The organism is Martinezella miluonensis (genome assembly GCF_900094545.1).
Classification (GTDB): Bacteria; Pseudomonadota; Alphaproteobacteria; order Rhizobiales; family Rhizobiaceae; genus Rhizobium; species Rhizobium miluonense.
The window spans coordinates 1-21,153 of record NZ_FMAH01000059.1; the positions used below are offsets into that span (position 1 = coordinate 1).

Below are 21,153 nucleotides of genomic sequence, written 5' to 3' on the forward strand. Positions count from 1 at the left end.
CTGAACTGACCCCCGAAAGTTGGACATCCACTTTCGGGGGTTTTGCATGTCCAAACACAGTCTGGCTTTTAAGCTTTCTGTTGTAGAGTTTTATGAGAAGGGCGAGCGTAGTTGCCGGGAAGTCGGCGCGCATTTCGGAGTGGACCACGGGACGGTTCTCAAATGGGTAGCAAGCTACGAGGCACACGGGGCTGCGGGTCTCGCGAAGAAATTCAGCCGCTACGATGCAGCATTCAAGCTATCGGTTCTCCAACGGATGTGGGAGGATGGGCTCTCCTACCGCCAGACGGCGGCGCTGTTCGACATCCGCAATAAGAGTTGCCTGGCGGATTGGGAGCGATGCTATAAGACTGGCGGAATCGACGCCTTGACCCCAAGCTGCCGAGGAAGGCTCCGATCGATGCGCGCGCCGCCGATATCAAAACAGCCGCAAGCTTTGCAGAGTGACGAAGCAAAAAGCCGTGAAGAACTGCTGGCGGAGCTGAACTCTCTGCGCATGGAGAACGCCTACCTAAAAAAACTCGAGGCCTTAACGCGGGAGCAACCAGCGCTCAAAAAGCGCAAGTCGTCCAAGCGTTAAGGCCGTTCTATCCGTTTGATGGGTTGCTGAAGCTTTCGGGCCTTTCCCGCAGCACGTTCTACTATCGGCAAAGGATGTCGGCGCTTTGCGACAAGCATGCTGCGCTGAAGGACCGGATCAAGGCTGTCTTCCACGCTCACAAGGGGCGCTATGGCTATCGCCGGGTAACGGCGGCGATCCGCCAGTTCGGACAGACGGTCAATCATAAGACGGTCCAGCGCCTGATGGTCGAGATGGGATTGAAATCTCTGGTGCGGCCGAAGAAATACCGCTCCTACAAGGGTGACGTCGGGCGCACAGCCCCCGATCTCATCAAACGGCAGTTCACCGCACATGCGATCAATCAGAAATGGGTCACCGACGTCACTGAATTTAACGTGGCCGGCGAGAAGCTCTATCTCTCACCGGTTATGGATCTGTGCAACGGGGAGATTATCGCCTTCGAAACCGCCAGACGGCCGGCCTTCAAGCTGGTGGAAAGCATGTTGAACAAAGCCTTGAACCGGCTGGAAAAGAACGAACGGCCGATCCTGCATTCCGATCAGGGATGGCATTACCAGATGCTCCCCTATCAGCGCCTGCTCCAAAAACGCGGCATCGCCCAAAGTATGTCACGCAAAGGCAATTGCCTCGACAACGCGGCGATAGAAAGCTTCTTCGCTACCCTCAAATCCGAGTTCTTTTATCCGAACCGCTTCGAAAGCATCCAGAGCCTAAATGACGGCATCGCCGACTACATCCACTATTACAATCACCAGCGCATCAAACTGAAACTAAAGGGACTGAGCCCTGTCCAATACAGAACTCAGTCCCTATTATCATAGCCCGTCAACCGTCCAACTTTACGGGGTCAGTTCAGCCATGGCGGCTTTTTCATGAAGAATAGCGCACGTATTGCGTGCGCATGGTCGAATGAAGCTGATGATTTCCTACCTGCCTCTACCCAAGATTTGCTGATTGTCTTGATTTGAAATCATCGGCATACTTGCAATCATGGGATTTAATCGGATGGACTCCGCAGCCTACCTTGCCAGTCAGCTGGCGAGGGTATTTGCTCGCTCGTTGCTGCAACGCGCGAACAGGCTCGGCTTTTCGCCGGGTCAGTTCCCAATCCTCCTGGAACTGTGGTCCGAAGACGGCCTGACTCAGAAGCAATTGCTGGAGCGGGTCGACATCGAGCAGGCGACGATGGCCAACACGCTGTCGCGTATGGAGCGTGACGGACTGGTGGAACGTCGCCCGCATCCAACTGACAAGCGGGCGCAGCTGATCTTCCTGACGGAGAAGGCAGCCGCCATGGAGGCAGAGGCCATCGAGGCCGCAACGGCGGTCGATTCGGATGTTCTGAGGGATTTTCGCAATTTCGAACGCGAGCTGCTGCTGGAATATATCCGGCGCATCCTGAACAACGCCAAGCCTCTCTAGATGCATTTGCGACGAAGGCAGCTTTCCATAGGGAATCACCCTAGAGCGGAAGGATGGAGCGTTCCCGTGGCTCGCTTGAAACGGAAACGCCTCGGGATTATCCCGCCGCCCTGTCCATGTCGGCGAACAGTTGGCTCGGTCCGACATCCGGCTTGCCGAAGAAGATCCCCTGAAGCTGAGCACAGCCCTCTTCGATAACGATACGACGCTGGAGTTCCGTTTCCACGCCTTCAGTCACCACAGGCATGTTCAAGCTATGCCCGAGGCCGATGATCGCCCGCACGATCGAGCGTGCCGCCGGATCATGTTCGAGCGCACCGGTGAAGCTGCGGTCAACCTTGATCTTGTCGAAGGGGAAGGCACGCAGATTGCTTAGCGAGGAGAAGCCCGTTCCGAAATCGTCCATGACCACCCGGACCCCGAGACGGTGCAGCCGCTGCAATGTCGCGATCACAGCCGTGCGCTCCCGCATCAGCGCCGCCTCGGTGATTTCCAGCTCCAGCCGTCGCGGATCGAGGCCGGTTTTCCGCAAGATGCTCTCGATCTGGTCGTAGAGCGTCGGGATCATGAATTGCAGCGGCGACAGGTTGACAGCAACGCTCGCGGGCTCGCGCCAGCGAACCGCCTCCTGGCACGCCTGTTCCAGCACCCATTCGCCGATTGCCACAATCGATCCGCTCTCCTCTGCGATGGGAATGAAGGTCTCGGGTTCGATTACCCCCCGATCCGGATGCCGCCAGCGCAGCAGGGCTTCGTAACCGCTGACGCTATCGCTACCGACATCATAGATCGGCTGGTAATCAAGATAGAGCTGTTTGCGGAGAATGGCCTGACGCAGGTCGTTCTCAAGCTGGCGGCGCAGGCGCGCGGCCTTGTCCATTTCGGCGTCGAAGAAGCAGGCGTTGCCCCTGCCTTCACGCTTGGCGCGATAGAGCGCGGTATCCGCATTCGTATAGAGCTGCTCGGCGCTGGCACCGTCGCGCGGGTAGATGGCGATGCCGAGGCTGACGCCAACCGCGGTGGGATCGCGTGCCGTATCCATTTCCGCGGCAAATTCCGCCAGAATGCGCTCGGCAAGACGGGTAGCCGCTTCGGGCTGCTGCCGCATGGGCTGAATGATGGCGAATTCATCACCGCCGAGCCTTGCCACCGTATCGCCCTCCTCGGCGACTCGCCGCAGGATGCCGGCGACCTTGCAGAGGAGACGATCGCCTTCGGCGTGGCCGAAGACATCGTTGATCGCCTTGAAGCGGTCGAGGTCCAGGCAGAAGACGGCGACTTCGCCACGCTTGCGATTTGCCATCTGCAATGCCTGGTGGATGCGCTGGTCAAACAGCGAACGATTGGGAAGATCCGTCAATATATCATGGTGAGCGAGGTGCTCGATCATCTGTTGGGCCTGGCGGCGCTCCGTCAGGTCGCGTAGGACCAGAACGCTGCATTCGTGCCCGCGATAGGTGATTGAGCGAATCACGGTTTCCACGGGGATCGCCTTGCCGTCTCGTCCTGACAAGGTGGTTTCAAGCGGGACGGCAGCTTCGGCACAAGCATCCAAATCGAGCGTCAGAAAGGCTTCGGGCTCAGCGCCGATCACCTGCTGTGCCGACCATCCGGAAATGGAGAAGAAGCGCTCGTTCGCATCGATAATCTGGCCGTCGCGAAGAACAAGCAACCCCTCCAGCGACGCATTTGCGAAGCCGCGGAGATCGGTGAGATGACGGTCGACGAAGATGGCGCCGAGGGCAAGAAGGATCAGGCCGGTGGCGGCCGCCATCACGATACCGGCGAGGATACTGCGGTCGATGGAAAGGACTGCTGCGGGCATGTCTGCCACGGGGGTCAGCTTGACGCCGCTCATCGCGGTGAAGTGCAGCGTGCATATCGCCAGCACCAGGAGAAGAGTGCCGGCAACGATGCGACGGATGCGACGGAGGCCGCGGAAGGCAATGAAGGCCAACGAGGCAATGCACGCGCCGATGAAGATGGCAATAGCGACACGCTGCATATCGTAGGAGAGCGCTACCGAAGCCTCGATCGCCTGCATGCCGGTGAAATGCATGGCGGCTATGCCAAGCCCCATGAACACGCCACCAAAGGCAAAGGAGATTATGTTGTCCCACTCAAAGGCCACGGCGATGGCAAGCCACGAACCAAGGATCGAGAAGACCACCGAAAGCACGGTCAGCGAAAGACCGTAGGAAATGGGGATGCTGCCCTGATATGCCAGCACGGCGATGAAATGCGTTGCCCATATGCCGACACCGCTGGCAAAGGCCGCTGCGGCGATCCAATAGCGGCGCTGATATGACCGGCACTCCTGCGCACGCGAAAAAAGCAACATGGTAGCAAGGCTGCCAATCAGGCAAATAAATGCGGCAACAAGGGTTAGTCTGATGTCATGTTCGTCGCGAATACATGCAATCACTGAAAACATTTCGCGTCCCCAGAATACGCTTCTAGATTGACGTTATTTCAAATACTCTAAAAAACTTGTAAATTACATGAGCAACTACGCACGTAATTGAACGCCTCCCTATCACGAAACAGGCACGGTAAATTTTCAGTTTTGACGCCTCGAAACCCGCCGGGCTTTGGTCTATCGTCCCTCCAAATCTCACGTAAGGAGTCGGATATGACCGATTTATCGCCCGTTCTCGATCGCGCCGATCAGAACCTCCCGTCCAGCCTCGACAATCTCTTCGAACTGCTGCGCATCAAATCGATTTCGACGGATCCAGCCTTCAAGGCGGAATGCCGCAAAGCGGCGGAATGGCTGGTCGTCTATCTGAATTCCATCGGTTTCACCGCATCCGTGCGCGACACGCCCGGCCATCCCATGGTGGTCGCCCATCACGATGCCGGCAGCGCCAACGCGCCACATGTGCTTTTCTACGGTCACTACGACGTGCAGCCGGTCGACCCCATCGAACTCTGGGACAGCGACCCCTTCGCACCTGAGGTCAAGGACATGGGTAACGGCCGCAAGGTCCTGACCGGCCGCGGCACCTCCGACGACAAGGGCCAGCTGATGACCTTCGTCGAAGCCGTGCGCGCCTATAAGGAAACCAAGGGCGCGCTTCCGGTGCGCGTCACCATCCTGTTCGAAGGTGAAGAAGAATCTGGTTCGCCCTCGCTCAAGCCCTTCCTCGAAGCCAATGCCGCTGAGCTTAAGGCTGATTTTGCCCTCGTCTGCGATACCGGCATGTGGGACGGCGATACGCCGGCGATCTCGGCGGGCCTGCGCGGGCTGGTGGGCGAGGAAATCGTCATCACCGCAGCCGATCGCGATCTGCACTCAGGCGTCTTCGGCGGCGCTGCTGCCAATCCGATCCACATCCTCACCGATATCCTCGCCGGCCTGCATGACGAGACCGGGCGCGTGACGCTTCCCGGCTTCTATGAGGGCGTCGAGGAAACGCCTTCCAATATCAAGGCTTCCTGGGAAACACTCGGCATGACAGCCGAGAAATTCCTCGGTGAAGTCGGGCTGTCGATTCCATCGGGCGAAAAGGGCCGTTCGGTGGTGGAGCTCACCTGGGCGCGGCCGACGGCCGAGGTCAACGGCATCTGGGGCGGCTATACGGGCGCCGGCTTCAAGACCGTGATTGCGGCCAAGGCGTCGGCCAAGGTCTCCTTCCGTCTCGTCGGCCAGCAGAACCCGGCAGCAGTCCGCGAGAGCTTCCGCGCCTATGTGCGCTCGAAGATCCCCGCGGATTGCTCGGTGGAGTTCCACGAGCACGGCGGCTCGCCGGCCATCCAGCTTTCCTACGATTCGCCGGCCCTGACTAAGGCGAAGAACGCGCTCTCCAACGAATGGCCGAAGCCCGCCATCGTCATCGGCATGGGCGGCTCGATCCCGATCGTCGGCGACTTCCAGAAGATGCTCGGCATGGAGTCGCTCCTCATCGGCTTCGGTCTCTCCGATGACCGCATCCATTCGCCGAACGAGAAATACGAGCTGCGCTCCTACCACAAGGGCATCCGTTCCTGGATCCGCGTGCTCGACGCGCTCGCCGATTAATTGATGGACCGGGGCGCGCAGATCGCTTTGCGCGCCCCCGCACCTACCCCGCCTCGACGGTCTTTGCTCCGTCTCCTGCCAGAGCGATCGCAGGCCGTCTGACCAAATCTATGAGATAGAACATGGGAATCTGGGTCGACACCGATATGGGATTCGATGATATCGCCGCCATTCTGGTGGTCGCGCATTCGAATCTCGTCATCGACGGCGTCTCGCTGGTGAGCGGCAATGCGCCGCTGTCCCATGTCCGCGACAATGCGGCGAGCGCCGCCGCCGTCTTCAGCTGGACGTTTCCCATCCATACCGGCCGCGAGCTGCCTGTTCTGTGCAAGCTGGAAACGGCGCAGAGCATCCTCGGCCAGAACGGCATTCCGACGACAGGCAGGAGCCTGCCGTCGGCCGATCCGCTTCCATTCAGCGACGCCTTTGCGGCGCTCTGCGACTGGCTTGGCGACGGCAAAGGGCCGAAGCGCATCCTCGCGCTCGGCCCGTTGACGAATATTGCCGCCCTGGCGCTGGCGCGTCCGGACCTTGCCGCCCGTATCGATGAACTGACATGGATGGGCGGCGGCGTCACGTCAGGCAATCATACGGCGTCTGCCGAGTTCAACGCCTTTGCCGATCCCGAGGCGCTGGCGATCGTGCTGGCACATGGCCTGCCGCTGCGCATGATCGATCTCGACATTTGCCGAAAAGTACTGGCCTGGCCCGAGGATGTGGCTCGTCTCCGTCAGGCGGCGGGCGAAAAGGCACAATTGCTCGCCGATCTTCTGGAAGGCTACGTCAACATCGCCATCAGCCGCGGTCGACCGGCCATGGCCCTGTACGACCCGACGGCAGCGGCCATTTTCGTCGCCCCGGAGATTGCCGTGCTTCGGCACGCGCGCATCGACGCCGAGCTGCAAGGCCGGCACACGCGCGGCCGCACCGTCGTCGAGACACGCGCCTCGCATGGTGAGTTCAATGCCCATTTCGCCGCCGAGATCGATGTGGAGAAGGCGCGTGCGATCATATTCGATGCGCTTCTGCGAGAGACCGGTCGCTGAAAAAAGGGGCTCCCGTTGGCGTATGGACGCGGGCGCTATGGAGCTGCATCCGCGAAGAGTGCACCCCCTACCTCTGAGAGGCATATTCAGAGTGGCCTCAGCCTTCCTCCCTCAGCTCCTGTTCTACCAAGGTCGTCCAGAAGGCCACGCCGGAGCCGATGGCATCATCGGCGAAATCATAAGCCGTGTTGTGATGCAGCGCGCCATCGACGGCCGGGCCGTTGCCGAGCCAGACGTAGCAGCCCGGAGCGTTCTGACCGAAGAACGCGAAGTCGTCGCCTGCCGTCGAAGGCGGGAAACGGGTCAGCACTTTCTCGCCGAAAACGGCAGTGGCGGCTTTCAATGCCCGCGCGGTGGCATCCGGATCGTTGACGACAGGCGGAATGCGGCGCTCGAACCGGTAGTCGGCCGCAATCCCGTACATGGCCGCCGTGCCCTGCGCCAGGCGGCCGATTTCCTGTTCGAGCTGATCGCGAACCTCGGGCGCATAGGCACGCGCCGTGCCGCCGATCTCGACGGTGTCGGGAATAACGTTCAGCGCATTGGGGTCACCCGCCTGCAGCGAACAGGCGCTGACGACGGCTGGCTGAAGCGGATCGACGACGCGGCCGACAATGGTTTGCAGCGAGGACAGGAATGTCGCCGTCGCGGTGATCGGGTCTTTGCCGAGATGCGGCTTGGCGCCATGCGTGCCGATGCCGCGAAAGGTGACGCGCCAGGTGTCCGACGAGGCGAGCTGCGGCCCTTCGACCACGGCCATCTCGTCGATATCGAGACCCGGCATGTTGTGCAGACCATAGACAGCATCACAAGGGAAAAGATCGAAAAGACCTTCTTCCACCATGCGCTGCGCGCCGCCGCGGCCTTCTTCGGCCGGCTGGAAGATGAAGTGTACCGTTCCCGAAAAACCGCGCTTGGCGGCCAGATGGCGGGCGGCGCCGATCAGCATGGTCGTGTGGCCATCGTGCCCACAGGCATGCATCTTGCCGGGAATGGTGGATTTATAGGGACGGTTGGCCTTCTCCGGCATGGCCAGCGCATCCATGTCGGCGCGAAGGCCGATGCTGCGCGTGCCGTTGCCAACCTGCAGCGTGCCGACGACGCCGGTCTTGCCGAGGCCGCGATGCACCGTCAGCCCCGCCTCTTCCAGCAAGGTGGCGACGATACCGCTGGTGCGCTCCTCTTCGAAGCCAAGTTCCGGATGAGCATGGAGGTTGCGGCGAAGCGACGTGAGGAAAGGGAGATCCTGAGCGATCTCTTCAGGCAACGACATGGACATTCCTTCGATATGGAGCACGATGACGGCGTGTCTTATCTTCCCCAAAGCGTGGCCTGCTTCAACCCAAATGACGCTCAGACATCGAGCTTGGTGAAAACATGAGCCTTTCCGATAACGGTCACTGAAACCATGCTGCCGACCTCGGGCAAGCCGACGCCGGAGCTCTTGATGTTCAATGTCTCCGAGCCGTTGGCATCGGAGAGCACGACGGTCACCGTGCAGACGGCGCCGCCGAATTCGATTTCCGTCACCTTGCCGATGCACGTTGCATTCGCACTGGCCTCATCCATGGAGCCCAGACGCAATTGCTCAGGCCGCAACATGATGTCGAAGCGGCCTTGCCTGCTCTCGGCATCGACCGCGATATGCCCGAGGACACATTTGGCGGATCCGTTGTTCAGATCGGCCTGCAACACGATGGCATCGCCGAGGAAGAGCGCGGTCTCGCGGTCTCGCGGGTTGAGATAGAGGGCTTGCGGCGTTCCCGCCTGGATGAGCGCGCCCTCGCGCAAAACGGCAACCTGATCCGCAAAGGACAGGGCTTCCGTCTGATCATGCGTCACCAGAACCGCCGTGATGCCGGCAATCTGCAGCACGCGGGCAACGGCCTTTCGCATATTCGCGCGAAGGCCTGTATCGAGTGCGGAAAAGGGCTCGTCGAGCAGCATCAATCTCGGTTTGCGGCCGAGCGCGCGTGCAAGGGCTACGCGCTGCTGCTGTCCGCCGGAAAGCTGATGCGGCCGGCGATCGAGCATGCCGCGGTCGAGTTCGACCATGTCGATGAGAGCATTGATGCGCTGGTCGCGGTCGCGCGCGCCGCGCTCCATGCCGAAGCCGATATTCTCTGACACGCTCAGATGCGGAAACAAGGCACCGTCCTGGGAGACGATGCCGATGCCGCGGCGATGCGCGGGCACGATGGCCTCGCCATCCGCCAGGATGTCGCCTTCCAGCACGACCTGTCCCGCATCGGGGATCTCGAAGCCGGCGATGATGCGCAGCAGCGTCGTCTTGCCGGAACCGGACGGGCCGACGATAGCCGTACGGCTGCCGGCAGCGACCGTGAGGTCGATGTTGCTCAACGCATGCACGGGGCCATAGCGCTTGCTAATGTTCTTGATTGCCAGAAAGGTCATTGTCCGGCCGTTCGCTTGGATTGCACGTAAAGGAGAAGGGTGAGCGGCAGCGACAGAACGACCATCATGAAGGCGTAGGGTGCCGCGGAAACATAGTCGATCTCGCTGGTCAGGGACCAGAACTGCGTCGCTAGTGTTTCCGTGCCGTTGGGAGAGAGCATCAGCGTTGCCGTCAGCTCATTGGTGATGCCGAGCGCGACGAGCGCCACGCTGGCGGCAAAGCCAGGAGCGGCAAGCCGCATTGTGATCTGCCGCACCGCCTGCGCCGGCGTGCGGCCGAGCGCCATGGCGGCGCGCTCGAGCTCGACAGGCGCCTGGGCGATGCTGGCGCGCAGGCCGACCATGGCGCGCGGCAGGAAGAGCAGCACATAGGCGAGCAGCAGCGTCGCAAAGGTCTGATAGAGCGGCAGGATCAACCGGACGGTGATGGAGACCAGGGCCAGCGCGACGACGACGCCAGGCAGCGAGCCGACATAATAGTGGCAAGCTTCGAGAACGCGCTGCAGCCGGCCAGGCGCGCGCACCGACAGCCAGGCCATGGGAGCCGCTGCAATGGTGGCGAGGAGGCCGCCGGTTATCGCCAGGGCAATGGTCTGCAGCAGGGCTGAACCGACGGTATCGATCCGCCAGATATCCATGCCGCCGAGATAGAGCCAGCGTGCCAGAGTGACGAAGGGAATGCCGAGCGTCAGCACGGCGGTCACGACCGGCAGTGCGATGGCGGGACCGACGAACCAGCCGAGACGACGGCGGTCCGCCGGGCGAGCAGCACCGGAGCCGATGCGCGCGTAGCGCTCGTTGCCGCGCACCAGCACCTCGAAGCCGAGCAGCAGCAGGCAGCAGAGGACGAGGACGCCGCCGAGCATGTTCGCGGCCGGGCTGTTATAGGCCGACTGGAATTGATCGACGATGGCGGTCGAGAACGTGTCGAAGCGGATCATCACGTAGAGACCGTATTCCGCCAGGAGATGCAGGCCGATCAGCAGCGAGCCGCCGCAGATGGCGAGGCGAAGCTGCGGCAGGATCGCGCGGAAGAAGACACGCCAGGGGCTAAGGCCGAGCGAGGCGGCGGCATCCTCGATCGCCGGATCGAGCCGGCGCAAGGCAGCAGCAACAGGTAGATAGAGAAAAGGAAAATAGGCTAGTACCGATACCAGCACGCCGCTCCAGAGCCCGCGCATGCCGGGCACGAGGCTGACCCAGGCATAGCTGTGCACGAAAGCGGGCACGGCGAGCGGCGCTGCGGCGAGCCAGGACCAGAGGCGGGCGCCGGGAATATCGGTGCGCTCCGTCAACCACGCGAGCGTCACCGCGAGCAGGATGCACAGCGGGATGGTGCAGATTTCGAGCAGGACGGTATTGACGAGCAGCTCGCCGACGCGATTGCGGAAGATCAGGGCTGCGACTTCGGCCCAGCCGGTATCGATCGTGATCCAGACGATGAAACCGAGCGGCACGAGGCTTAGAAGTGCGACGACGGAAGCAAGGGCGACGACGGAAGCATGCCGAACGCGGCTGCGAGGCGCAGCCGTCAACTGGGGCACTCGCATGGCAGCAGGCTCGCCGGCATATGTGTTCTTCTGCAGCAAATCCGAGCTGCCTTTCACGCCCTGAAATAGGAAGGCAATCGCCGCTGACGGCGATTGCCAGATCGATCGGCCCCAAGGCCATCCCTATGCCCCTAGCAGGGCATAGGACAGTGATGCAATAGCCAAGCCCGCCCGAACGCACTCTAAAGGCGCCGCGGCGCGGGCTTTGGCCTTAGATGAGGCCGGCTTCCGTCATCAGATCGGTGACCTTCTTGCTGTTCAGCTTCGAAGGTTCGACCTTGGGTGCCTGCAGGTCTGCCAGCGGCACGAGCTTCGGATTGGAAGCCTCGCCATTGCCGACGGCATATTCATAGGAGCTGCCATCGCGCAGAACGGCCTGGCCACCCTTGCCGGTGATCCACTTGAGGAAAGCCTGAGCTTCCTTCTGGTGCTGGCTGGATGCGAGAACGCCGCCGCCGGAGATGCTGACGAAGGCGCCCGGATCCTGGTTCTTGAAGTAGTGCAACGCCACGTTCTTGCTGTTTTCACCGGTCTTGGCCTGATCGCCGAACCAGTAATAGTGATAGATCACAGCACCTTCGACCTCGCCGGCGTTGACGGCCTTCATGGCGACGCTGTTGCCCTTATAGGGGCTGGCATTTTGCTTCATCGCCTTCAGCCAGGCGCGGGTCGCATCTTCGCCCTTCAGCTCGAGGAACGCGCTGACGATCGCCTGGAAATCGGCGCCGGCCGGCGAAGCGCCCCAGCGGCCCTTCCACTTGGCATCGGCAAGGTCAAGCATCGACTTCGGCAGATCGGCTTCCTTCAGCTTGGTCTTGTCATAGGCAAAAACCGTGGAGCGGGCGGCAACGCCGACCCAATTGCCATCGGCTGCCTTAAAGGTTTCCGGCACCTGAGCCAGCGTATCGGCATTGACCGGGGCAAACAGCTTGTTGGCATCGACCAGCGCCATGCCCGGCGAGTTTTCCGTCAAATAGACGTCAGCCGGGGAAGCAGCACCTTCCTGGACGATCTGGTTGGCGAACTGCATGTCGCTACCGTTGCGGATCGTGACCTTGATGCCCGTTTCCTTGGTGAAGCCATCCGCCCAAGCCTGCGTCAATGCCTCGTGCTGGGCGTTGTAGACGACGATGCCTTCGGATTCGGCGGCGTTCGCCATCATCGGAGCAACCGCAAGGCCTGCGGCAAGCGCCAGCGCACTGGTGAGATGAGTAAAGGAAAAAGTCATTAAGTCCTCTCGCTTAAAAGTCGCCGCCTCGGCGGCAATGGGATACCCTATATTTTTCCTGACAATTATTTTCAAGTTTACATTGGTGGTTTGCTATCAAAAAAGTTTGAAAAAGGAGTCAAGATTTCGTCGCTATCTCGGCGGCGAGATCGAGCCAGGCTTTGCCAGCATGTGAGAGATAGCCGCCTGGCCGCCATATTCACGCCATCAGCCACTCCATTTCCGGCTCGATGACGAGCGCGCGGCGATATCGGGCGCGAAGCCGGCGGAGCGGCAGGCATCGAGAATGATGCCATTGAGGACAAAGCCGGTTTCGAACAGAATGAAGGGATTGCCCTGCAGCGCCGCGAACGGCACCGTCTCACGCCCGGCAAGCGGGCTGGTAGCAACACATGCATCGGCGTAGCCAAGGCGCATGAGATCGGCCGCGAAGAGGGATCGATCGCCGGTCTGGTCATGGTGCTGCTGGGATTGACGAATGCGCTGGCGGCACGGCTGATCGCCTGGCGCATGCATGCTGCCTCAATGAAAAAGGCCGCGGCACTTTCACGCCGCGGCCTTCTTCAATTCGATAGTCCGTCTCAGTTGTCGCGCGTTTCCAGCGTCTTGCTGAAGAAGATGGCGACGAGCGTGCAAACGACGCCGGACAGCAGATAGAGGCTGGTATAGACGAGGCCGAACTGGCTGGAGAGGGCGAGCGCCACGAACGGCGCGAAGCCGGCACCGATCAGCCAGGAAAGGTCCGACACGAGAGCCGAACCGCTGTAGCGATAGTTCAGGCTGAAGCGCGAAGCGCTGGCGCCAGCCGCCTGGCCGAAGGAAAGGCCGAGCAGCGTAAAGCCGACAACCACGTAGATGTGGCGACCGGTCGCACCGCCGTCGAGCAGCCAAGGGGCGACGAAGGCGAAGCAGGCGATCAGCACCGCACCAATGGCGAGCTGATTGCGGCGGCCGATCCGGTCAGCGAGCATGCCTGAACAGATGATGGCGAGAATGCCGCAGATCGCGCCCAGGAATTCCATCAGCAGGAACGAACCGGGGGTCTGTTCGCTATAGAGCGTTACCCAGCCGAGCGGGAAGACCGTGACCAGATGGAAGGTCGCAAAGCTGGCGAGCGGCACGAATGCGCCGATCAGCACGTCGCGGCCATGGACGCGCAGCAATTCCGTCATCTTCACCGGCTCGAGCTCGTGGCGCTCCAGCAGCGTGCCGAATTCCTCGGTCGCCACCAGGCGCAGTCGGGCAAAGAGTGCGACGACGTTGACGGCAAAGGCGCAGAAGAACGGATAGCGCCAGCCCCAATCCAGGAAGTCCACCGTCGTGAGGCTCGTGACGAAATAGGCAAACAGGGCGCTTGCCAGCATGAAGCCGATCGGTGCGCCGAGCTGCGGGATCATCGCATACCAGCCGCGATGGTTCGTCGGGGCATTGAGCGCCAAGAGCGAAGCCAGACCGTCCCAGGCACCGCCGAGCGCAAGGCCCTGGCCGATGCGGAAGAGGGCGAGCAGGATGATCGCATAGGCACCGACTTCGGAGTAGCCGGGCAGGAAGCTCATCGCCGCGGTTGAGCCGCCGAGCAGGAACAGCGCGATGGTAAGTTTGACGCCGCGCCCATAGCGGCGGTCGATCGCCATGAAGATGAACGAACCGATCGGACGGGCGATGAAGGCAAGGGCGAACACCAGGAAGGAAAGGAGTGTTCCATGCAGGGGGTCAGCAAAAGGGAACATCAGCTTCGGGAAGACCAGGACCGATGCGATGGCATAAACGAAGAAATCGAAAAATTCGGACGTGCGACCAATGATCACGCCGATGGCGATATTGCCCGGAGCGACGGAGCCGCCGGCATGCATGCTGCGGGCATCGCTCTCAAGCGTTGAAGATGTAGGGTTCAGTGATTCATGCGTCACGCTGACCATGTAGGGAGCCTCCCTCTCCGAGCACGAGTTCCTCCACGAATTCGTGCATAATCAAGATGTTTATCAAACGTGCGAACATATCAAGTGTCGGGCATGAAATAATTCGCAAATTAGCCATCAAAGCCGGCCTTTCCGGCCTTTGTCGCTGCACCGCCTGCATATCAGGAAAGACCACCCGTGGTCATTTGTTCCGATCCGGATATATTAGCTCACATAAAAGCGAATGATCGGCGGAAAACCTTCTGGATTTTGCAGGGTTTTCCCGATAGGTGGGGCCGCATTCCATACCGCATTGCACTCGCGCTTGCTGCGGTGCGACGAAACACCTCATATCGTTCATGACCGCCGTCCTTTAGTCGCGGTAGGGTCGAAACAAAAAGAGCTTTAAGACGTGCTAAGACTATCGAAGATTTTCAGCCGTTTATCCGTCATCCCATTGTTTTTGCTGCTATCAGGCTGCAATTTGGTGGTGATGGACCCCTCCGGCGATATCGCCATGCAGCAGCGGGACCTCATCATCGTCTCGGTCGTGCTGATGCTGATCATCATCATCCCGGTGATCTTCCTGACGCTGTACTTCGCCTGGAAATATCGCCAGTCGAACAAGGAAGCGACCTACGAGCCGGAATGGCATCATTCGACGCGTCTGGAGCTGATCATCTGGTCCGCTCCGCTTGCCATCATCATCGCGCTCGGCGCAGTGACCTGGATCAGCACCCATCAGCTTGACCCCTACCGTCCGCTCGACCGCATCGCAGCAGGCAAGCCACTCAGTGCCGACGTGAAGCCACTGACAGTCGAAGTGGTCGCACTCGACTGGAAATGGCTCTTCTTCTATCCGGAATACGACATCGCCACCGTCAATGAGATGGCTGCTCCGGTCGACCGCCCGATCAACTTCAAGATCACGGCTTCGGCTGTCATGAACTCCTTCTTCATTCCGGCACTGGCTGGCCAGATCTACGCCATGCCTGGCATGGAGACGAAGCTGCACGCCGTCATCAATCATCCGGGCGAATTCCAGGGCCTGTCGGCCAACTACAGCGGCGCTGGCTTCTCGCACATGCGCTTCAAATTCCATGGCGTGAACCAGGCCGATTTCGACCAGTGGGTTCAGAAGGCCAAGAGCCAGGGCACGAAGCTCGGCCGTCCGGAATATCTGGCGCTTGCCAAGCCGAGCGAACGCGAACCTGTGCGCTACTTCAATGCAGTCGACGATGGTCTCTACAACGCCATCCTCAACATGTGCGCCGATCCGAGCAAGATGTGCATGAGCGAGATGATGCATATCGACGCCAAGGGCGGTGCCGGCAAGGAAAGCCACGAAAACCGCGAGCGCCTGATCTACGACAATCAGAACACCAGCTCGGCCGAAATCACGCCTGTCAAGGCTGAAGGCGGTGCCGGCCACACCATGCAGCATGGAGACAACTCGATGCCGGGCATGGATATGGGCAATGGCTCTTCTTCCGATTCGTCGACCGGTTCGGCTCAGCATCAGGGTCATTGATCCGGTGCGCTCAATAACAAGACATTTATAAGGACAGAGGCAATCCATGTTTTCCAACCCGGACCTCTATAAATTCATCTTCGGCCGGCTGACGCTCGACTCCATTCCGTATCACGAACCTATCCTGGTCGTGACGTTCCTCGGCGTCGCCGTCGGCGGTATCGCCCTTCTCGGCCTGCTGACCTATTTCCGTCTCTGGGGCTATCTCTGGAAGGAATGGTTCACGAGCATCGACCACAAGAAGATCGGCATCATGTATGTGGTGCTGGCGCTGATCATGCTGCTGCGCGGCTTTTCCGACGCGTTGCTGATGCGTCTGCAGCAGGCGCTCGCCTTCAACGGTTCCGAGGGCTACCTGCCGCCGCATCACTACGACCAGATCTTCACCGCCCACGGCGTTATCATGATCTTCTTTGTGGCGATGCCCTTCGTCACCGGCCTGATGAACCTCGTCGTGCCGCTGCAGATCGGCGCACGCGACGTCTCCTTCCCGTTCCTCAACAACTTCTCGTTCTGGATGACGACGGCAGGCGCGATTGTCGTCATGATCTCGCTCTTCATCGGCGAATTCGCCAAGACCGGCTGGCTGGCCTATCCGCCGCTTTCCGGCATCGCCTACAGCCCCGATGTCGGCGTCGACTATTACATCTGGGGCCTGCAGGTCGCGGGTATCGGAACGACGCTTTCGGGCATCAACCTGATCGCCACCATCGTCAAGATGCGGGCGCCCGGCATGACCTTCATGAAAATGCCGGTTTTCACCTGGACGTCGCTCTGCACCAACATCCTGATCGTCGCGAGCTTCCCGATCCTGACCGCCACGCTCGTGCTGCTCACGCTCGATCGCTACGCCGGCACGAACTTCTTTACGAATGACCTCGGCGGCAATCCGATGATGTATATCAACCTCATCTGGATCTGGGGTCACCCGGAAGTCTACATCCTGGTCCTGCCGGCCTTCGGCGTGTTCTCGGAAGTCGTGGCCACCTTCTGCGGCAAGCGTCTGTTCGGTTACGCTTCTATGGTTTACGCCACTTGCGTGATCATGATCCTTTCGTACCTCGTCTGGCTGCACCACTTCTTCACGATGGGCTCGGGCGCCAGCGTCAATTCCTTCTTCGGAATCACGACGATGATCATCTCGATCCCGACGGGTGCGAAGCTATTCAATTGGCTGTTTACGATGTACCACGGGCGCATCCGCTACGAAGTGCCGATGCTTTGGACCGTCGGCTTCATGGTGACCTTCACCATCGGCGGCATGACCGGCGTCATGCTCGCGGTTCCGCCGGCCGACTTCGTGCTGCACAACTCGCTGTTCCTGATCGCCCACTTCCATAACGTGATTATCGGCGGCGTGCTCTTCGGCATGTTCGCAGGTGTCAACTACTGGTTCCCGAAGGCCTTCGGCTTCAAGCTCGATCCTTTCTGGGGCAAGATGAGCTTCTGGTTCTGGCAGATCGGTTTCTGGTTCGCCTTCATGCCGCTCTACATCCTCGGCCTGATGGGCGTCACCCGCCGCGTGAGCCAGTTCGACGATCCGTCGCTGCAGATCTGGTTCGTGATCGCAGCCCTCGGCGCCGGATTGATCGCTATCGGCATCGCCTGCTTCCTCATCCAGCTCGCCGTCAGCTTCATGAAGCGCGAAGAGCTTCGCGACCACACCGGCGACCCCTGGAACGGCCGTACGCTCGAATGGTCCACCTCGTCGCCGCCGCCGGCCTACAACTTCGCCTTCACGCCGATCGTCTATGATCATGACGCGTGGTGGGACATGAAGAACCGTGGCTACGTCAGGCCGACCGAAGGCTTCATTCCGATCCACATGCCGAAGAACACGGGCACGGGCATCATCCTCGGCGCTCTCTCGATCGGCTTCGCATTCGGGATGATCTGGTACATGTGGTGGCTCGCCGCCATCACCTTCGTCGCGATGATCGTCATTACGATCGGCCATACCTTCAATTACAAGCGCGACTACCACATCCCCGCCGACGAGGTCGTTAAGACCGAGAACGAGCGTACGAAGCAGCTCGCAGAACAGGTGTAAACCCATGACGACCCATACCGCAAAGGCTCCCATGGATGGCGAAACACCCGCCTTCTACATGACGGAGGAGCATCACCCGGAAGGCAGCACCATGCTGGGCTTCTGGATCTACATCATGAGCGACTGCCTGATCTTCGCAGTCCTCTTCGCCACCTTCGCCGTGCTCGGCCACAGCTATGCGGCCGGCCCGTCTCCGGCCGACCTGTTCGAGCTGCCGCTCGTCGCCGTCAACACGGCGATGCTGCTCTTCTCCTCCATCACCTATGGCTTCGCCATGCTGGCGATGGAGAAGGACAACAAGTCGGGCACGCTGATGTGGCTGACGATCACCGGCATCTTCGGCGCGCTCTTCATCTTCTTCGAACTCTACGAGTTCTATCACCTGATCCTCGACGGCGCCGGCCCGCAGCGCAGCGCCTTCCTGTCGGCCTTTTTCACGCTGGTCGGCACGCACGGTCTGCACGTCACCACCGGTATCGTCTGGCTGATCACGCTGATGGTACAGGTCGGCCGGCACGGCCTGATCGTAGAAAACAAGCGTCGCCTGATGTGCCTTTCGATGTTCTGGCACTTCCTCGACGTCGTCTGGATCGGCGTGTTTTCTCTCGTCTACCTCATGGGAGTTCTCGGATGAGCTCGAACGCAAACCATTCGCATCATTCCGGCGACGCTCACGGCCATGACCACCATGGCGGCCACGAAGCGGCACACGGCACCTTCAAGAGCTACATGACGGGGTTCATCCTCTCCGTCATTCTGACGGCCATCCCCTTCTGGTTGGTCATGGGTAAGGTCTTCTCCGATCCGGCCGTCACCGGCGCGATCGTCATGATCCTCGGCGCGATCCAGATCATCGTGCACATGATCTACTTCCTGCACATGAACACCCGCTCGGAAGGCGGCTGGAACATGATGGCACTGATCTTCACCATCGTCCTCGTCATCATCGCGCTGTCCGGCTCGCTCTGGGTCATGCATCACCTCAACGCGAACATGATGCCCATGTCGCCCGAGATGATGCGCAACATGCCATAAGATCGAGCGGCGGGCCTTCAGCCGAAGGCCCGCCCTCCCCGGCGCGAGATTTCCGCCGGACGCTGCGCGGCGCATTGCTGAGAATGCCTGAACTCGCGGCCAAATTTTTCAAGACCACGCGTGATCTTCAGCGAAGAGACTTAAACACCTCCCGAAATCATGCGGCAGCGCGTCCCCGGAGACCAGCGCCATGACCGACACGTCCCCGAACACATCTGACGGCAAGCCGCGCTCGACATTTGAGCTTGCCATATGGGTGTTTCTGCTTCTGCTTCTGACGACCCTTCTCATAGGTCTCGGCACCTGGCAGGTGGAGCGTCTGCACTGGAAGCTGGATCTGATCGCCCGGGTCGATGCGCGTGTGCATGCGCCGGCGGTTCCGGCGCCCGGCCCGGCGCAATGGGCTGGTGTCACCGCGGAAAGCTCCGAATACAAGCATGTGCAGGCGAGCGGCACCTTCCTCAACGACAAGGAAACGCAGGTCTACGCCTCGACGGTGCTCGGCCCCGGCTATTGGGTGCTGACGCCATTGAAGCAGGCCGATGGCACGCTCGTCATCATCAATCGCGGTTTCGTGCCGACCGACAAGCGCAATCCAGTGACTCGCCCAGCCGGCCAGATCGGCGCGGAAACCACCGTTGCAGGCCTGCTGCGGATCAACGAGCCCACGGGCACGCTGCTGCGCTCCAACGTGCCGGCGGAAGAACGCTGGTATTCGCGCGACGTATCGGCCATTGCCGAGGCCCGCAGCCTGCAGAACGTGGCGCCCTACTTCATCGATGCAGACGACACGAAAAATCCTGGCGACCTGCCTGTGGGGGGGCTCACGCAGATCACCTTCCATAACAGCCATCTTGTCTATGCCATCACCTGGTACGGGCTGGCGGTCATGACGCTCGGCCTTGCGATATTCCTCGTCTATTTCGAGCGGCAGCGGGCAAAGGCAGGCCGCTAATGCCGTACAGCGCGTTGTGGCATTCGCCACGCTTTTCCTCGAATTGCTCCGAGCACTATTTCGCCATCTGTGGGAAGCGAAGCTGCCAGCGCCGGCCGTCGCTTGTCATTTCGACGAGGCCGAACGGCTCGACGTCGATCGTCCAGAATGCCGAAGCCGGCGCCTGCAGCACATGCAGGATCGCGGCGCGGATGACACTGGCATGGGTGACGACGACGGTATGCCCGGCTTCCTGAAAATGACGTCCCATCCATTCGTCGATGCGTCGCATGACCGACGACAGGGATTCGCCGCCATGCGGCGCGGCCTCTAGATCGGTCATCCATAGGGCGAGAGAGTCCGGATCGCTGCCATGAAGTTCTGCGAGCGACCGTCCGCGCCAATCGCCATAGTCGCATTCGCACATGGCAGGTTCCGGGATGGCGTCGAGGCGGAGCAGCGCCGCCGTCTGACGTGCCCGCAAAGCCGGGCTCGTCCAAATGCGATCGATCGTCCCGAGCCGATCGAGGGAGAACCCAGCTCGAAGCGTCGCTTTATCCTCCAGCGGTTCGTCATCCGGGAAGCAGCCCTTCCGATTGGCCTCCGTCGGGCCGTGGCAAATCCAGCTCAGGCGCGCTTTCATGACACTTCATATCTCCATATGTCGGCGCGATTTTGCATCGCGCTTCGGTCGTGTCCCGGTTCGAATCTCAGCTCGCGAGCCGTTGTCGGTGTTCCTTCAATTGTCGCCGATCATGCGGATGACACGCGCCGGATTTCCTCCGACAAGGCTATTCGGAGGAACGTTTTTGGTGACGACTGAACCGGCAGCCACAACGGAGTTTTCGCCCACAGTCACTCCGCCGACAATTGTTGCGCCGGTTGCGATCCAGACGTTTCTTTTAATCACGATGGGCTTTCCAATTGTGATGGCTCGGCGCTGCGAAGGTTCAAGTGGATGGCCTGTCGTGATGATGCTCACGTTTGGTCCGATCATCACATCGTCGCCGATATCCAATCCACCAAGGTCATAGAAAGTGCAGTTCTGATTGACGAAGACATTATGCCCGACGCGGATTTCATTCCCGCCGGCAGTGTAGAACGGCGGGATCAGGACAAAGCTCTCGTCCACCTCTTTGCCGATGAGTTCGCTGAACAAGGCTCGAACCTCGCCTGCATCGTCAAAGGTCAAGCGGTTAAGCGCAGCGGTAAGCGCCATTGCTCGCTTGACGTTTGCCAACATAACCGCCGATTCCGGCGTTCTGCCGTGAATGACCTTGGTGCCATTCTCATTCGACATTCGTTGTTTTCCTTGAGCTGCAGTTGAGCGTGTTTTTCGGTGCGCCGGGATCGCGTCGAGATTCGATGAGCATAGCGGCAAAGCGAACGAGCCGGAATCCACCCGGCCCGAGTTCAGCCGAGGTACACCCCACGAACGCG

Annotated in this window: 17 protein-coding genes and 2 pseudogenes; 10 read left to right on the forward strand and 9 right to left on the reverse strand. The window is 60.4% G+C overall.

What is annotated here, in order from left to right:
* Positions 1–46 precede the first annotated feature (46 nt).
* Positions 47–1,404 (forward strand): IS3 family transposase gene (locus tag GA0061102_RS29425; RefSeq protein ID WP_425348504.1). Its coding sequence is split into 2 segments (ribosomal slippage): positions 47–524 and positions 524–1,404, totalling 1,359 coding nucleotides; the frame shifts between segments, so codons are not numbered across the junction.
* A gap of 184 nt (positions 1,405–1,588) precedes the next feature.
* Complete coding sequence (locus GA0061102_RS29430) at positions 1,589–2,005, forward strand: MarR family winged helix-turn-helix transcriptional regulator (RefSeq protein ID WP_092855788.1); 417 nt, start codon at positions 1,589–1,591, stop codon at positions 2,003–2,005.
* A 97-nt stretch (positions 2,006–2,102) separates the two neighbouring features.
* On the opposite strand, the gene GA0061102_RS29435 is transcribed toward GA0061102_RS29430, so the two are convergent.
* The gene (locus tag GA0061102_RS29435) at positions 2,103–4,439 is read right to left on the reverse strand and encodes a bifunctional diguanylate cyclase/phosphodiesterase (protein WP_092855789.1); all 2,337 of its coding nucleotides are present in this window, start codon (positions 4,437–4,439) and stop codon (positions 2,103–2,105) included.
* A gap of 198 nt (positions 4,440–4,637) precedes the next feature.
* Between GA0061102_RS29435 and GA0061102_RS29440 the strand changes: the two genes are divergently transcribed.
* Both GA0061102_RS29440 and GA0061102_RS29445 read left to right on the forward strand, forming a co-directional pair.
* Positions 4,638–6,026 (forward strand): M20/M25/M40 family metallo-hydrolase, encoded by a 1,389-nt coding sequence (locus GA0061102_RS29440; protein WP_092855792.1) that lies wholly within the window; start codon positions 4,638–4,640, stop codon positions 6,024–6,026.
* 122 nt (positions 6,027–6,148) lie between these two features.
* A complete protein-coding gene (locus tag GA0061102_RS29445; RefSeq protein WP_092855793.1) occupies positions 6,149–7,072 on the forward strand; it encodes a nucleoside hydrolase in 924 nt (307 codons plus the stop codon).
* 97 nt (positions 7,073–7,169) lie between these two features.
* Here the strand turns inward: GA0061102_RS29445 and GA0061102_RS29450 are convergent, their stop codons facing one another.
* The 5 genes and pseudogenes from GA0061102_RS29450 to GA0061102_RS29470 form a co-directional block, all read right to left on the reverse strand.
* Complete coding sequence (locus GA0061102_RS29450) at positions 7,170–8,345, reverse strand: M20 aminoacylase family protein (RefSeq protein WP_092855794.1); 1,176 nt, start codon at positions 8,343–8,345, stop codon at positions 7,170–7,172.
* A gap of 80 nt (positions 8,346–8,425) precedes the next feature.
* Positions 8,426–9,487, reverse strand: coding sequence for an ABC transporter ATP-binding protein (locus GA0061102_RS29455; RefSeq protein WP_092855795.1), 1,062 nt, complete (start codon positions 9,485–9,487; stop codon positions 8,426–8,428).
* Positions 9,484–11,037, reverse strand: coding sequence for an ABC transporter permease (locus GA0061102_RS29460; RefSeq protein ID WP_245298178.1), 1,554 nt, complete (start codon positions 11,035–11,037; stop codon positions 9,484–9,486). Before GA0061102_RS29460 ends, GA0061102_RS29455 begins: the two co-directional genes overlap by 4 nt.
* Before the next feature lie 211 nt (positions 11,038–11,248).
* The gene (locus GA0061102_RS29465) at positions 11,249–12,265 is read right to left on the reverse strand and encodes an iron ABC transporter substrate-binding protein (RefSeq protein ID WP_092855797.1); all 1,017 of its coding nucleotides are present in this window, start codon (positions 12,263–12,265) and stop codon (positions 11,249–11,251) included.
* Positions 12,266–12,496: 231 nt separating this feature from the next.
* Positions 12,497–12,682: pseudogene (locus GA0061102_RS29470) on the reverse strand (LysR substrate-binding domain-containing protein); the annotation flags it as partial.
* On the opposite strand from GA0061102_RS29470, the pseudogene GA0061102_RS33735 reads away from it, so the two are divergent.
* A pseudogene (locus GA0061102_RS33735) lies at positions 12,665–12,769 on the forward strand (LrgB family protein); the annotation flags it as partial. The pseudogenes GA0061102_RS29470 and GA0061102_RS33735 overlap by 18 nt on opposite strands.
* A 77-nt stretch (positions 12,770–12,846) precedes the next feature.
* On the opposite strand, the gene GA0061102_RS29475 reads toward GA0061102_RS33735, so the two are convergent.
* Positions 12,847–14,184 carry an MFS transporter gene (locus GA0061102_RS29475; RefSeq protein WP_092855799.1) on the reverse strand — a complete coding sequence of 446 codons (1,338 nt, stop codon included), beginning with the start codon at positions 14,182–14,184 and terminating at the stop codon, positions 12,847–12,849.
* Positions 14,185–14,575: 391 nt separating this feature from the next.
* Between GA0061102_RS29475 and cyoA the strand changes: the two genes are divergently transcribed.
* From cyoA to GA0061102_RS29500, 5 genes are all read left to right on the forward strand, one after another.
* Positions 14,576–15,694: a ubiquinol oxidase subunit II gene (gene cyoA / locus GA0061102_RS29480; RefSeq protein WP_092855801.1), complete on the forward strand. Its 1,119-nt coding sequence runs from the start codon at positions 14,576–14,578 to the stop codon at positions 15,692–15,694.
* Between the two features lie 46 nt (positions 15,695–15,740).
* Positions 15,741–17,744, forward strand: coding sequence for a cytochrome o ubiquinol oxidase subunit I (gene cyoB, locus GA0061102_RS29485; protein ID WP_092855803.1), 2,004 nt, complete (start codon positions 15,741–15,743; stop codon positions 17,742–17,744).
* A 4-nt stretch (positions 17,745–17,748) separates the two neighbouring features.
* Positions 17,749–18,378 (forward strand): cytochrome o ubiquinol oxidase subunit III, encoded by a 630-nt coding sequence (cyoC, locus tag GA0061102_RS29490; RefSeq protein WP_092855805.1) that lies wholly within the window; start codon positions 17,749–17,751, stop codon positions 18,376–18,378.
* Complete coding sequence (cyoD, locus tag GA0061102_RS29495) at positions 18,375–18,779, forward strand: cytochrome o ubiquinol oxidase subunit IV (protein WP_092855807.1); 405 nt, start codon at positions 18,375–18,377, stop codon at positions 18,777–18,779. Before cyoC ends, cyoD begins: the two co-directional genes overlap by 4 nt.
* A gap of 190 nt (positions 18,780–18,969) precedes the next feature.
* Complete coding sequence (locus tag GA0061102_RS29500; RefSeq protein ID WP_092855808.1) at positions 18,970–19,734, forward strand: SURF1 family protein; 765 nt, start codon at positions 18,970–18,972, stop codon at positions 19,732–19,734.
* 55 nt (positions 19,735–19,789) lie between these two features.
* Here GA0061102_RS29500 and GA0061102_RS29505 read toward each other — a convergent pair whose 3' ends face one another.
* A complete protein-coding gene (locus tag GA0061102_RS29505) occupies positions 19,790–20,356 on the reverse strand; it encodes a histidine phosphatase family protein (RefSeq protein WP_092855813.1) in 567 nt (188 codons plus the stop codon).
* 96 nt (positions 20,357–20,452) lie between these two features.
* A complete protein-coding gene (locus tag GA0061102_RS29510) occupies positions 20,453–21,013 on the reverse strand; it encodes a sugar O-acetyltransferase (RefSeq protein ID WP_092855814.1) in 561 nt (186 codons plus the stop codon).
* Positions 21,014–21,153 lie beyond the last annotated feature (140 nt).